The sequence below is a fragment of the Curtobacterium pusillum genome (genome assembly GCF_007673235.1).
Taxonomy (GTDB): domain Bacteria; phylum Actinomycetota; class Actinomycetes; order Actinomycetales; family Microbacteriaceae; genus Curtobacterium; species Curtobacterium pusillum_C.
On the sequence record NZ_VDZH01000005.1, the window covers coordinates 299060 to 312385 of the forward strand.

Genomic DNA, 13326 nt, shown 5'->3' on the forward strand with positions numbered 1-13326 from the left:
CGACGGTCCTACGCTGGCACCGATGTCCGAGGCGACCAAGACGGCCGAGGCGCGTGGCGCGGAGAACGCACCATGCGCCTCCAGGCCGTCTCCCCGTTCGTTCCCGTGGGCCGTCCCTCCGGGCGCGAGCGACGACGACATCCGCATCGGGCGGCGCCGCTGGTACACCGGCGCGGTGTTCGCGCTCCTCTGGCAGGTGCTCGAGATCATCGCCGTCTGGAGCGACGGGCGGAGCCTCCGGGCGCACGTCGTCTCGACCATCGCCCTCGCCGTCGTCTACGCGGCGTACCTGTTCGCGCCGGAGCTGATGTGGCGGCGGAGCCTGCGCGGCCGGGTCGTCGTCCTGGCCGGCGTCGCCCTGCTGGCGGGGCTGCTGCTGTTCGTCGTCGGACCCCTCGCCGTCTGGACCTGGCTGCTCGTCGCCGCACTGTCCGGGTTCGTCGCCGAACGGTTCTGGGTGGCCGGGGCGGTCGTGCTCGCGATCCTCGGCGCACAGTTCCTCGTCGCGGCGAGCACCGGATGGAACGCGGCGGTGAACAGCGGCATCCTGTTCGCCCCGGTCATCACCGTGTCCGTCGGGGCGTCGATGCTCTTCTTCGGCCGGCAGCGCGAGGCGGAGCAGCGACTCGGCGTCGCGCAGGACGAGATCACCCGCCTCGCCGTGGTCGAGGAACGCGCACGGTTCTCCCGCGACCTGCACGACGTCCTCGGTCACTCGCTCACCGTCGTGGCGATGAAGTCCGAGCTCGCCGCACGGCTGGTCGACGTCGACCCGGCCCGGGCAAAGACCGAGATGCAGGACGTCGAACGGCTCTCCCGCGAGGCGCTGCAGGGCCTCCGGCGCGCGGTCAGCGGGTACCGTGAGGCCGATCTCGACGCCGAACTCGTGTCGGCGCGCGCGGCACTGGAAGCCGCGGCGATCGACGCGGTGCTCCCGACCGACGGCGACGCGGCGGCCGACGACGTGCGGAGCCTGTTCGCGTGGGTGCTGCGCGAGGGCGTCACGAACGTGGTCCGCCACGCTGCCGCCAGCCGGGTCCGGGTCACGCTCACCCGGACCGCACTGACGATCGAGGACGACGGGACCGGGCTGCTCGACCCGGATGCCGCGTCCACCACTCCCGGCAACGGGCTGCGTGGGCTCCGGGAGCGCGCGGACGCCGTCGGGGCGACGCTGACCACCGGGACGAGCGACCTCGGCGGATTCCTGCTGCGGGTCGAGAGGAAGCGACGATGACCGAGACGATCCGGGTGCTGCTCGCCGACGACCAGGCGCTCGTCCGGGGTGCCCTGGCGTCCCTGCTGTCGCTCGAGCGGGACATCGAGGTCGTCGCCCAGGTTGCCCGCGGCGACGAGGTCCTCGAGGCGGCACGGTCCTCGCGCGCCACCGTCGCCCTGCTCGACGTCGAGATGCCCGGCGCCGACGGCCTCACCGCCGCCGCTGCCCTCGCCCGCTCGCTGCCCACCTGCCGATCGCTCATCGTGACCACGTTCGGCCGGCCCGGGTACCTCCGCCGTGCGCTGGAGGCCGGGGCCGCGGGGTTCGTCGTGAAGGACACCCCCGCCGAACAGCTCGCCGACGCCGTCCGTCGCGTCGCCGGTGGGTTCCGAGTCGTCGACCCCGTGCTCGCCGCGGAGTCCCTCGCCGCCGGCCCGTCCCCGCTCACCCCGCGGGAGACCGACGTGCTCATCGCCTTCCGGACGGCGCCGACCGTGGCCGGGATCGCCGGGTCCCTGCACCTGTCCGAAGGCACAGTCCGCAATCACCTGTCGTCGGCGATCGGGAAGACCGCCGCGCGCAACGCGACCGAGGCGCTCCGGGTCGCCGCGGACAACGGCTGGCTCCTGGGGACGGCGTAGCCTTGCCCGTGTGCTCCGTCGTGTCGTCCCCGTATTCGTCCTCGGCATCGCCGCGGTCCTGACGCTCACCGGCTGCGGTGCGCACGACTCCACCGGGCAGGTCTCCGTGACCGTGTCGGCCAACGCGGCGGACCACCCTTACGAGGTGAAGGTCTTCGCGTCCACCGGCAAGCTCTCCGAGCACCAGCGGGTGTTCCCGGGCGGCACCGCGAACTTCGCGGGGGTCCCCCTCGGCGAGGTCACCGTGCGGGCGAACGACCTCTGCCCGCAGAAGACGACGGTGTCGAACGACGAGGTGGCTGCCGTGACGTTGACGACGACAGGCTGCTGACGGCTGGCACCGTGCATTGGCTGTCCCGTGGTCTGCTCGGTAGGGTCGTCCCCGGTAGCTGGAGATGGAACAGTTCTCTGAGCGCCGACTCGAGAAACCCACGCGTGAGCGTGGGTTTCTGCGTTGCGCCGGGGTGTGAGGCCGAACGCTTGGCGCGCGACGCGGGAACCGTCATGGCTAAGCGGCTGAACGATCACGAGTGTCAGTCGGTCACCCTATGATTCGATCATGCGAGGGGACTACCGACGGGGGAGTGATTCGAGGTGCTGCCACCCAGAGGGCGCACCATATGACTGGCAACACGAAGAACGGGACACCCATCCGTCCGTGGTTGCCCTCGATCGCTGGCTGTCGACACTTGCGCCGTTCTCGCGAAATCATGAGGAGGGCGAGATCGATGACCTCTTCGAGGCGGCCGCAGCAGGTTCGCTCTGGGACTCAGGCGATGCGTCGACTCCGATTAAGCCCGTGTTCGAGGATCCTGAGATCTACGAGCTTCGCCGGACGGCACTTAACAAGAAGCTCAGGTTCTACCACGCAGAACCGGAGCGTGACTCCACCAAGCTCGTCGCCCTACACCGTCACATCAAGGTCGACGGACCTTCGCAGCAGGTCGAGATCGAAGGCGCCGCCGACTTGTACGACGAAGTTCGAGAGCGCGCAGGCTGGTAGCGCGTATACAACTCGCAGGTTGTCCCGCTACTATCGTCCTCATGTCTGCCGCCCTTGACTTCCTCACGTCACGCCTTGGCCTGCGCATGGCCCGTGCTCGAGGCAAGATTTTGGCCAGCCAGGACCGACGGCTGAAGTCGAGGTTGATTGAGCTGCGACGCGCCAGCAATCTCACCCAGAACGACGTTGCCGAGCTGATCGGCGTGACGCAGCAGGCCGTTCAAAAGTTCGAGCGATACGACTCCGATCCCAAGGCTTCCACTCTTCGTCGCTACGCGAACGCAGTCGGCGCCATCGTCGAGCATCAGGTAGTTCGTGATGTCGGTCAGTCGATCGAGCTCGCTGGTCCGTCGACGTGGAAGACCTCGGGGCAATCAGTCACGATCGTCCAGACTGGTCCTCGACCTTCGATCAGTCACGCGCAGAACGAGTGGACCACGATGAAGCGCACTGACTTCGCGCTGGCGGGTTAGGGATGTCGTACTCGCTTGATTCAGCCGACATCGAGGCCGTTCAGGCGCTCGTCGCTCACTCGACGCTGTCGAGTATCGAACAGTACGAGTTGCACGCGCGTCGCGAGCAAGCCGAGAGCCCGAAGGATGCGGCCGAGGTATCGATCGCCGTGCAGCAACGTCTGGACGAAACGAGCTTCGGAATCCGACTCAACGCCGACATCCGACTCGGGGTAGGAACCATCTCCGCGAGCGTTGCTGGCGAGTATGAGCTGGCAGACGGCTATCAACCGACGGCTCGCACACTGCAACTCTTTGCCAACGAGGTTGGCGTGATGACCGTGTTTCCCTTCCTGCGGGAGGCGGTGTCCACGATGAGCATTCGAGTGTTCGGGCAAGCTCTCATGCTGCCGACGATTGAGCGAGGCCAGATCGCACTTGACGTCGACGAGCAGTAGGTAAGCTGTGGCGTCGCGGACGACTCAGCCGCCTCTGAACTCCGCACGCCCCGACCGCCGCAACGTCTCGTGCGGACTCTCCCCGAACCGCCGCCGGTAGGCCGCCGCGAACCGCCCGAGGTGCGCGAACCGCCACGCCCGCGCGATGTCACCGACGGTCACGAGCCGGTTCCGTCGGGCGGCGAGCTCGAGGTGCACCCGGTCGAGCCGGACCTCCCGCAGGTACCGCATCGGTGTGACCGCGAGCCGCCGGCGGAAGAGGTCCTGCAGCCCGCGTTCGCTGAGGTCCGCCGCCGCCGCGACGTCCGCGACCGTGAGGTCGTCGCCCGCATGGTCGTGCACGAACCGGATCGCCCGGCGGAGCCGGTGTTCGACGTCCGATCGCGACCGGGTGAAGGTCGAGAGCACGACGGTCGCGACGCGCCGGTTCAGCACGGCCCGTCCGGCACCGTCGAGCGTGGGGTCGAGGATGCGGTCGGTGACCTCGTTCAACAGGGTGAGGAGGGGTTCCACGCCGGGGTCCGCGGGTGCGGGCTGCACGAACTCCGAGAGTTCGTCGCCGTCGCCCAGCACCGCCGGGGCGATGTGCAGCAGCGTCATGGCGGTCGCGTCGGTGTCGAACGCGTAGGCGACCGGTGCGGAGAGCATCATCGGGCGGCCGGCCTCGACCTCCCACTCGCTCCCGTCGTCGGCGGTCAGCGTCGCGTGCCCGTCGGCGAGCACGAAGACGACGTGGTCGGGACGGGGGCCGATCGTGCCGGACTGCGGGCCGTCGGTGCGGATCTTCCGCAGGGAGACCTCGTCGTCGCCACCGGTGACGTAGTCGAACGTCTGCTCGGACGACGTCATGGCATCCCTCCGATCGGCGTTCGGCGCGCCGGGTCCGGCGGGCCACCGAACGCTACCGCGGGGCGCAGGCACACGCGAGTCCCCCGTCCACGTCGCGAGACGAGGCAAGCGAGCACATGAACCGAGATCACGACGGGTCGGGCACCCCGTCCCACACATCCGCGTGCCGCGACAGCACCGTCCACCGGGACACCGGCCACGTCGTCAGGAACGCTCGCCCGACGACGTCCGACACCGGCACGGTCCCGTGCGCGCGGGAGTCCGCGGACTCGTACCGGTTGTCACCCATCACCCAGAGCTGCCCCTTCGGCACGGTGACCGAGAAGTCCTGCAGTGAGACGCGGTCGGACCCCGGCTGGAGCACGACGTACGACTCGTCGACGGGGTGGCCGTTCACCGACAGCCGTCCCTGGGTGTCGCAGCACGAGACGGTGTCGCCCGGCAGCCCGATGACCCGCTTGATGAGGTCGTCGCCCTGCCCGGGGCCGAGCCACCCGCCCGGGTCCTGGAACACCACGACGTCGCCGCGCCTGACCGGCACGACACCCGGCACGAGTTCGTTGACGAGCACACGGTCCCCGATCAGGAGCGTGTTCTCCATCGACGCCGACGGGATGTAGAACGACCGGACGAGGTACGCCTTCACCAGGAACGACGCCAGCAACGCCGCGACCACGATGATCACGAGGTCGCGCAGGAACTTCCACCCGGGGCGCTTGCGCACCGGCACGGTCTGCTCGCTCAATGCGTCAGCACCACCTTCACGAACCCGATGACGAAGGCGACCGCGGCGAGCACGATGCCGCCCCAGAGGCCGAGGAAGGTCGGACGCTTCCCGCTGAACCGCTGCATGAACACGCCGACCATGCCGATGCGGACGGCCAGGATCACGAGCGCGGCGGTCTGCGCCCACGGTGCCGGGATCCACCCGATCCACGCCGCGGCGTAGAGCACCGCAGGGATCAGGCCGGACGTCGCGATCGGGTTGGCGTTGCGCACGATGGTGGCCACCGATTCGCGGCGAGCGTCGTCCGTCTCGGAGTCGTCGGCGCCGAACCCGTGCGCGACGAGGTGCGAGAGGACGTGCGCCAGGTACGTCAGCACCGCGGTCGCGAGCACGGCCCACACGGCCGAGCCGTGGTGGATCGCCTGCGGGTCGACGGCGATGGCCGCGGCGAGCACCGTGATGTTGCCGTAGATGTACGACGACATGCGGTCGCGCATCTGTTCGACGGGGAACTCGGACGGGTCCGGACGGCCGCCGCGGCGACCGCGTGGCCGGTCGGGCAGACGTCGTGTGCGTGGCATCCCTCCATCTTGGCCCTGTCCCGGCGCGCTCCGCCGACAGGACACCGGGTGCGATGCCAAGCTGGGCGCGTCGGCGCACCGCTGCGACGACCCCGACTGGAGGCACGACCCATGTCCCACAGACCCCTCGCCCTGGTGACCGGTGTCGGTCGACGAGCCGGGATCGGCGCCGCGATCGCGGCGCGGTTGGCGACCGACGGCTGGGACCTGGCCATCTCGTGGTGGGGCCCGTACGACGCCCGCGTCCACGGTGCGGCCGATCCGGACGGCGTCGACTCCGTCGTCGCCGAGTGCGAGCACGCGGGCGCACGCGTGACGCGCCTCCCGGTCGACCTGGCGGACCCGGAACAGGCGGCCGCGCTCGTGGGCCGCGCCGAGGCGGAGGCCGGCGCGCCCGTCACGGCGATCGTGATGTCGCACTGCGAGTCGGTGGACTCCGACTTCGAGACCACCACGCTCGAGTCGTTCGACCGGCACATGGCCGTCAACGTGCGGGCGCCGTTCTTGCTCGTCCAGGCGTACGCCGCACGCCTGCGGGCGGGGGCACCAGCGCCGGAGGACCGTCGACGCGTGATCGCGCTCACGAGCGACCACGTCGCGTTCAACCTGCCGTACGGCACGAGCAAGGGCGCGCTCGACCGCTTGGTCGTCGGGGCCGCGCAGGAGCTCGCGGACGTGCACGTCAGCGCGAACCTCGTCAACCCGGGGCCGAACGACACCGGGTGGATGACCGAGGAGATCCGGCAGTCGGCGATCGCGCAGACCCCGGGCGGGCGCCCGTCGATGCCGAGCGACACCGCAGCGCTGGTCGGGTTCCTCTGCGGGCCGGACGGCGGGTGGGTGAACGGGCAGCTCCTGAAGTCCGACGGCGGGTTCAGCGCGAAGTAGGCGCGCGCGCACGTAGCCCGTCGATCGCTCGGTGACCGGGGAGACTCGGAACGACTTCGCCGCTGTCGTACGACGACCACCGTGTCGCACCCGCGCGCGTGCAACTGTTGCGCGCGCGGACCAGCGTCATGACCGACGTCGTACGACATCGGCGTTGTCGCATGCCCGCATGCCGGTACACTCGAGCGTTTAGTTGACGCGTCAACCATTTCGGCGCACACTGGTGACATGCACACGCAGGACCTCCTCGCCGCCGACACCGGGATGGGCGCGGTCACGCTCCGGGTCGCGAACCTCGACCGGATGATCGGGTACTACCGCGAGGGCGTCCAGCTCTCCCTCCTGTCGAACGAGGGCGGTGTCGCCGTGCTCGGTCGTGGCGCCACGCCGATCGTCATCCTCGAGCACGCGCCGTCGATGCAGCACGCCGGCCCGCACGACGCCGGGCTGTTCCACACCGCGATCCTGTTCGACACGAAGGCCGACCTCGCTGCAGCCCTGTACTCCGTCGCGACGAAGTACCCGCAGACGTTCACCGGCAGCGCCGACCACCTGGTGAGCAATGCGTTCTACTTCACGGACCCGGAAGGGAACGGCGTCGAGCTGTACTGGGACCGCGACCGCACCGAGTGGTCGTGGACGCACGGCATGGTCGACATGGCCACGATCTTCGTCGACCCGAACGAGTTCCTGCGGGAGAACCTGACGTCCGCCGCGCTCGACGGTGCGGCCGTCGCTCCGGGACGCGTCGGCCACGTGCACCTCTCCGTCGGCGACGTCGCCACCGCGAAGGAGTTCTACGTCGACCAGCTCGGCTTCGCCACCACCGCGGGCTGGGGTGAGGCGTTGTTCGTCAGCGCCGGCGGCTACCACCACCACATGGCGATGAACACGTGGAACTCCCGCGGTGCCGGGCGCCGCCAGCTCGCGCTCGGCCTCGGGCTGGTCCGCATCGAGGTCCCGGCCGCCGACGACCTCGGGGCACTGGTCGCGCGCATGCACGACACCGGGGTGCAGACCGCGGACGACGGCCGGACCGTCGCGTTCGAGGACCCGTGGGCGAACCGCATCGAGGTCACGGCGCCGGGTCGGGGCTGACCGCTGCCCGCACGGGCACTGAGTTCTCGGCCTGAGCGACACTTCTCGCGCTCATCCGCGCGAGAAGTGTCGCTGACGCCGAGTCTCGGCCCGCGGCGCCGGTCCCACTCCGGCAGGATGGACCCGTGACTGAAGACATCCGGTGGGAGGTGGTCGAGGAGAGCACGCTGTCGCTCCCCGACCACGAAGCGATCGCAGCGCTGCTCGGGCAGGCCTTCCCCGACTGGTCGCACTGGTACGTGGGCGGCCGCGACTACGCGGGCATGCAGCCCGAGCGACGCGTGATCGGCCGGAGCGAGGACGGCGTCGTCCTCGCCCACGTCGGCATCCGCCGCATGTTCATCACGGTCGGTGGCGAGGACGTGCTCGTCGGCGACACCGGCATCGTCGCCGTGTCGCCTCGGCTGCAGGGAACCGGGGTCGGTCGCGAGCTGATGACCCGCACGCACGCGGTGCTCGAGGGGCTCCGCGTACCGTACGGGTTCCTCGGTGCCGGGGAGAACCGCATCCCGTTCTACGCACGCATGGGCTGGCACGAGATCGACGGTGCCGTGGGCACGTTCTCCGCGTTCACCGCGGACGGCGCCGGCATCTCGGAGACCGAGCAGGGTGGCTGGATGGTCCTGCCGGTCGCGGAGCGACTGGAGGACTGGCCGGCCGGCCCGATCTGGCTGAACGGCCAGCAGGTCTAGAACTCGCCTGAACGACGGACGGGAGGCACGGTGCCAGCTGGCACCGTGCCTCCCGTCCGTCAGGGGTCTCGCTGGGCTTACGCCTCGACCGCGACCTTCTCCGGGTCCTCGTTCGAACCCGGGGCGCTCGGCACGACCGCGGCGCGCACGCGCGCACCGAGGTCGGCGTCGACGTTCGTCCAGTACGCGAACACACGCTCGCGCAGGTCGTCGCGCGTCACCTTCGAGACGTGCCCGGCGATGTTGCCGACCAGGCGCTCACGGGCGGCGTCGTCGAGGACCTCGCGGACGAGGGTGCCGGCCTGGCCGAAGTCGTCGTCCTCCGGGTGGAGCGTCGCAGCGGAGCGCTGCAGCGCACCGTCGGACTCCCAGCCCGGGGTGTCGTCGGTCGCGGCGGGGTCGGCGTGCGCACCACCGAGCGTGTTCGGCGCGTAGACGGGCACCTCGGACTTCTGGAAGTCGAAGCGCATGGCCCCGTCCTTCGAGTACGAGTGCACCTCGTTCTTCGGGGCGTTCACGGGCAGCTGCGCGTGGTTCGTGCCGACACGGTAGCGGTGGGCGTCCGCGTAGCTGAAGATGCGCGCGAGGAGCATCTTGTCCGGGCTCGCCGCGATGCCGGGCACGAAGTTCGAAGGAGCGAAGGTCGCCTGCTCGATCTGCGCGAAGTAGTTCTCCGGGTTGCGGTTGAGCTCCATCGTGCCGACCTCGATGAGCGGGTAGTCCGCGTGCGGCCACACCTTCGTCAGGTCGAACGGGTTGAAGCGGTAAGCGGCGGCGTCCTCGTAGGGCATGACCTGCACCTTGAGGGTCCAGCGCGGGTTGTCGCCGCGCTCGATGGCGGCGTGGAGGTCGCGGATGTGGAAGTCCGCGTCCTCGCCGGCGATGCGGTCCGCGTCCTCCTGCGTCAGGGTCTTGTGGCCCTGCTCGGTGAGGAAGTGGTACTTGACCCAGAAGCGCTCGCCCGAGGCCGAGATCCACTGGTAGGTGTGCGAGCCGAAGCCGTCCATCTCGCGCCACGACGCGGGCAGGCCGCGGTCACCCATCAGCCACGTGACCTGGTGCGCCGACTCGGGCGAGAGGGTCCAGAAGTCCCACTGCATGTCGTGGTCGCGCAGGTGCGAACCCGGCAGGCGCTTCTGCGAGCGGATGAAGTCCGGGAACTTGATGCCGTCGCGGATGAAGAACACGGGGGTGTTGTTGCCGACGAGGTCGTAGTTGCCCTCTTCGGTGTAGAACTTCAGCGCGAAGCCGCGGGGGTCGCGCCAGGTGTCCGGGGAGCCCTGCTCACCGGCGACCGACGAGAAGCGCGCGAGCATCTCGGTCTGCTTGCCCGGCTGCAGGAACGCGGCACGGGTGAAGCGGCTGATGTCCTGCGTGACGGTGAAGGTACCGAAGGCGCCGCCGCCCTTGGCGTGCACGACCCGCTCCGGGACGCGCTCGCGGTTGAACTGCGCGAGCTTCTCGACGAGGTAGTGGTCGTGCAGCGCGAGCGGGCCGTCGGCGCCGACACCCATGGAGTGCTGGTCGCTCGAGACGGGGGCGCCGGAGTTGGTCGTCGTGGTGGGGGTGCCGGCCGGCTGGCCGGGCGTCGTGTTCTGGTCGGACACGGTTCCTCCTTGGGTGGAACGGTTGGTTCGGTCAGGGGTGCTCGGGTTGCTCAGGGGGCCTCGGCTGGTCGCCGGGGATCGCGGTGCGATCAGGCCGTGACGGGTGCCGCTGCGTCGTCACGCTCGGCCGCCGCGCACCGCTCGCAGATGCCCCAGTACGTGACCTCGGCGGTGGTGACCGCGAAGCCGTGGGTCTCCGACGGGGTGAGGCACGGCGCATGCCCGACGGCGCAGTCGACGTCCTCGATCGCGCCGCACATCGTGCAGACGACGTGGTGGTGGTTGTCGCCCGTCCGGCGTTCGTACCGGGCGGGGCTGCCTGCTGGCTCGATCCGGCGGACCAGTCCGACGCCGGTCAGCGCCGCGAGGACGCCGTACACGGCCTGGTGACTGGTGGTCGGCAGTTCCGCGGCGAGCGCCGTGACGATGTCGTCGGCGGTCGCGTGCGGCATCGTCTCGGTGGTGCGGAGGACGGCGAGCCGCGGTGTCGTGACCCGGAGACCGGAGGCGCGGAGCAGGTCGGCGTCGACGTCCATGCTGAGCCTTTCTTTTGCAGAGATCAAGACAACACCGCCACTGTACACCAGCCGCGTGGACGGTTGGCGACGTCGAAGTATGCCGCAACCGGAATGCGAAGTGTCACGATCCGGTCGCGATCAGCTGGAACGACGCTGGGATGCCACGACCTCGCGCTAGCGTCCGGACATGTCCACGAAGCAGAGCCTGCCCGTGCAGGCGAACCGCGCTCAGGACGTCCGGGGGATCATCGCGAAGCGGGACCTGGTCGTCGACCTCATCCGGACGGCGTGCGTCGTCCTCGTCGTCTTCGTGCACGTCACGATGGTCGGTGTCGCCGCCGGGCCCGACGGCATCGCGGTGACGAGCCCCCTCCAGGAACTCCCCTGGTACGTGGCCGCCACCTGGATCGGCCAGGTGATGCCGCTGTTCTTCGTGGTCGGCGGGTTCGCCAGCGCGGTCGGGTGGCGGAGCACGGTCGCGCGGGGCGGCGGCGGCCGAGACTACGTCGCCACGCGACTCGTCCGGCTCTTCCGCCCCGCGATCCCCCTGTTCGCGGTGCTCGCGATCGGGCTCGGTGTCGCGACGGCGCTCGGCACCCCGCCGGAACTGCTGGCCGAGGTCGCGTTCGGCATCGGGTCGCCGCTGTGGTTCCTCGCCGCCTACGGCATCACGCAGTGCTGCGTGCCGTTCATGGTGCGCCTGCACGAACGCGCTCCCTGGCGCACACTCGGGGTGCTGCTCCTCTTCGCCACCGCCGTCGACGCCCTCCGGTTCGCTACCGGCACCGCCGAGGTCGGGCTGCTCAACCTCGGACCGGTGTGGCTCTTCGCGCAGCAGGTCGGCTTCCTCTGGGCCGACGGGTGGTTCGCACGACGGTCCCGGGTCCTGCTCGTGGTCATCGCGGCGGCCGGGTACGCGCTGCTCGTCCCGATGACCTCGATCGGCCTCTGGGCGCCGGACATGCTGCAGGACCTCAACCCGCCGATGCTGCCGCTCGCGGTCCTCGCCGTCAGCCAGGCCTGCCTGGTGCAGGTCGTGCACGCACCGCTCACCCGGCTGATGCGGACGCGCGCGGCGCAGGCCACCGTGTTCCTGCTCGGCCGGGACGGCATGACGATCTACCTGTGGCACCTGCCGCTGTTCATCGCGCTGAACGGCGTGGCACTGCTCGTCGGTGTGCCGTTCCCCGAACCGGGTTCGGCGCCGTGGTGGCCCACGCGTGCGGTCGCACTGGTCGTCCTGCTCGTTGTGGCACTGGGAGTGGCGCGAGGCCTGCGGTGGTTCGACCGACCGCTCCCCCGACTGCTGCCCGGTGCCGACCGTCCGGCGTGGCCGGTGCTCGCCGTCGCCGCGCTCTGCACGATCGGCCCCGCGTTCGTCGTCATGCAGTTGCACCTGTCGTTCGGGGCCGCCCTGCTCGGTGCGCTGCTCGTCCCCGCCGGCGTGTGGCTGCTGACGAAGACGGTGCCGGCCCGGGGCGTCACGCGGATCTGAACCGGTTCTCACCGCCCGCAGCCCTCCGGAGGCGTGCTGCGGGCGGAGGATTGTCGTCGGCAGCACGATCCTCAGGAGGCACCCCACGCCGTCGACACCCGAGTTCTGGAGCATCTGGCACGTCGACCCGTTGGCAGCGGTGCTCATCGGCGTCGCGGCGATCACGTACGGGTGGTGGGTGGTCGGCGCAGCGCGCCGCGGTGCGCGCTGGCCGTGGTGGCGGAGCCTCGCGTTCCTCGGCGCGCTCGTCCTGTTCGGGATCCTGCAGTTCGGCGTCGTCGGCGTCTACGACCAGGAGCTCCGCTGGGCGTTCGTGCTGCGCCTCGCCCTGCTCTTCTTCGCGGTCCCCACCTTCGCCGCGTTCGCCGCGCCCGTCTCGTTGCTGCGGACCGGAGGCCCGGATCGCCTCGCGCAGACCGCCACCGCCGTGCTGCGGTCGCGTCCGGTGCGGTTCCTCGGCAACGCGATCGTCGCGCCGCTGATCGCCCTCGCGCTGTTCTGCGTGCTGCTCACCCCGTTCGCGGCGACCACCCGAGAGTCCCCGGTCTGGGCCACCGCGATCACGGTGCTCGTGCCGGTGCTGGGCTTCACGCTCCTCACGCCGCTGTCCGAGCCGGGCGTCCTCCGCTCGTCGACGTTCGTCACGGTCGAGTTCCTGCTGGCGTTCGTCGAGCTGATGGCGGACGCGATCCCGGGCATCGTGCTGCGGATCACGAACCACGTGCTCGACGGCTCGGTGGTGCAGGCGGTCGGGCAGCCGTGGTTCCCGTCACCGCTGCGCGATCAACACCTGGCGGGTGACCTGCTGTGGTTCATCGCCGAGGTCGCGGACATCCCGGTGCTCATCTCGCTCTTCATCCGGTGGCAGCGCACCGACCGCCGCGAGGCCCGCACGATCGACGCCCTCACCGACGAGGAGATGGACGAGCTCACCCGGGCGCACCTGCAGCGCCGGGGGTGAGCCGCGCGTCGCGTCGGCCCGCGCGTCGCGTCGGCCCGCGCGTCGCGTCGGCCCGCAGTGTGCGAGGTTCCGCGCACCGTGGGAGCGCCGCACCCTCGCACACAGCGCGGAAGCTCGCACCGTACGTCGAGTGACGC

The 13326-nt window shown here is 70.3% G+C and carries 16 protein-coding genes; 11 read left to right on the top strand and 5 right to left on the bottom strand.

Going from position 1 to position 13326, the window contains the following annotated elements:
• The first annotated feature begins 22 nt into the window (after positions 1-22).
• The 6 genes from FS532_RS15295 to FS532_RS15320 all read left to right on the top strand — a co-directional run bounded on the left by FS532_RS15295 (position 23) and on the right by FS532_RS15320 (position 3773).
• Positions 23-1237: a sensor histidine kinase gene (locus FS532_RS15295; protein WP_144756216.1), complete on the top strand. Its 1215-nt coding sequence runs from the start codon at positions 23-25 to the stop codon at positions 1235-1237.
• Positions 1234-1860 carry a response regulator transcription factor gene (locus FS532_RS15300; protein ID WP_144756219.1) on the top strand — a complete coding sequence of 209 codons (627 nt, stop codon included), beginning with the start codon at positions 1234-1236 and terminating at the stop codon, positions 1858-1860. Before FS532_RS15295 ends, FS532_RS15300 begins: the two co-directional genes overlap by 4 nt.
• A 10-nt stretch (positions 1861-1870) precedes the next feature.
• The gene (locus FS532_RS15305) at positions 1871-2191 is read left to right on the top strand and encodes a hypothetical protein (protein WP_144756222.1); all 321 of its coding nucleotides are present in this window, start codon (positions 1871-1873) and stop codon (positions 2189-2191) included.
• Between the two features lie 327 nt (positions 2192-2518).
• A complete protein-coding gene (locus tag FS532_RS15310) occupies positions 2519-2863 on the top strand; it encodes a hypothetical protein (RefSeq protein WP_260852762.1) in 345 nt (114 codons plus the stop codon).
• Positions 2864-2904: 41 nt separating this feature from the next.
• On the top strand, positions 2905-3336 hold the full coding sequence (locus tag FS532_RS15315) for a helix-turn-helix domain-containing protein (RefSeq protein WP_260852763.1): 432 nt from the start codon (positions 2905-2907) through the stop codon (positions 3334-3336).
• A gap of 2 nt (positions 3337-3338) precedes the next feature.
• A complete protein-coding gene (locus tag FS532_RS15320) occupies positions 3339-3773 on the top strand; it encodes a hypothetical protein (protein WP_144756229.1) in 435 nt (144 codons plus the stop codon).
• Positions 3774-3797: 24 nt separating this feature from the next.
• Here the strand turns inward: FS532_RS15320 and FS532_RS15325 are convergent, their stop codons facing one another.
• The 3 genes from FS532_RS15325 to FS532_RS15335 all read right to left on the bottom strand — a co-directional run bounded on the left by FS532_RS15325 (position 3798) and on the right by FS532_RS15335 (position 5930).
• On the bottom strand, positions 3798-4622 hold the full coding sequence (locus FS532_RS15325; protein WP_186322073.1) for a helix-turn-helix domain-containing protein: 825 nt from the start codon (positions 4620-4622) through the stop codon (positions 3798-3800).
• Positions 4623-4749: 127 nt separating this feature from the next.
• The gene (gene lepB, locus FS532_RS15330; protein WP_144756234.1) at positions 4750-5367 is read right to left on the bottom strand and encodes a signal peptidase I; all 618 of its coding nucleotides are present in this window, start codon (positions 5365-5367) and stop codon (positions 4750-4752) included.
• Positions 5364-5930 carry a hypothetical protein gene (locus tag FS532_RS15335; RefSeq protein ID WP_144756237.1) on the bottom strand — a complete coding sequence of 189 codons (567 nt, stop codon included), beginning with the start codon at positions 5928-5930 and terminating at the stop codon, positions 5364-5366. The genes lepB and FS532_RS15335 overlap by 4 nt, the downstream gene beginning before the upstream one ends.
• Before the next feature lie 111 nt (positions 5931-6041).
• Here FS532_RS15335 and FS532_RS15340 point away from each other — a divergent pair, with 111 nt between their 5' ends.
• The 3 genes from FS532_RS15340 to FS532_RS15350 all read left to right on the top strand — a co-directional run bounded on the left by FS532_RS15340 (position 6042) and on the right by FS532_RS15350 (position 8608).
• Positions 6042-6818: an SDR family oxidoreductase gene (locus FS532_RS15340; RefSeq protein WP_144756240.1), complete on the top strand. Its 777-nt coding sequence runs from the start codon at positions 6042-6044 to the stop codon at positions 6816-6818.
• A gap of 228 nt (positions 6819-7046) precedes the next feature.
• Positions 7047-7916 (top strand): VOC family protein, encoded by an 870-nt coding sequence (locus FS532_RS15345; protein ID WP_144756243.1) that lies wholly within the window; start codon positions 7047-7049, stop codon positions 7914-7916.
• A 125-nt stretch (positions 7917-8041) separates the two neighbouring features.
• Positions 8042-8608 carry a GNAT family N-acetyltransferase gene (locus FS532_RS15350; protein ID WP_186322074.1) on the top strand — a complete coding sequence of 189 codons (567 nt, stop codon included), beginning with the start codon at positions 8042-8044 and terminating at the stop codon, positions 8606-8608.
• Between the two features lie 77 nt (positions 8609-8685).
• Here the strand turns inward: FS532_RS15350 and FS532_RS15355 are convergent, their stop codons facing one another.
• Positions 8686-10215, bottom strand: a complete 1530-nt coding sequence (locus FS532_RS15355) for a catalase (RefSeq protein ID WP_144756248.1) — start codon at positions 10213-10215, stop codon at positions 8686-8688.
• An 89-nt stretch (positions 10216-10304) separates the two neighbouring features.
• Positions 10305-10751: a Fur family transcriptional regulator gene (locus FS532_RS15360; protein ID WP_144756251.1), complete on the bottom strand. Its 447-nt coding sequence runs from the start codon at positions 10749-10751 to the stop codon at positions 10305-10307.
• A 169-nt stretch (positions 10752-10920) separates the two neighbouring features.
• Here FS532_RS15360 and FS532_RS15365 point away from each other — a divergent pair, with 169 nt between their 5' ends.
• Together FS532_RS15365 and FS532_RS15370 are read left to right on the top strand one after the other, a co-directional pair.
• Complete coding sequence (locus FS532_RS15365; protein WP_144756254.1) at positions 10921-12228, top strand: acyltransferase family protein; 1308 nt, start codon at positions 10921-10923, stop codon at positions 12226-12228.
• A 139-nt stretch (positions 12229-12367) separates the two neighbouring features.
• A complete protein-coding gene (locus FS532_RS15370) occupies positions 12368-13189 on the top strand; it encodes a cytochrome c oxidase assembly protein (RefSeq protein ID WP_260852773.1) in 822 nt (273 codons plus the stop codon).
• Positions 13190-13326: the final 137 nt, after the last annotated feature.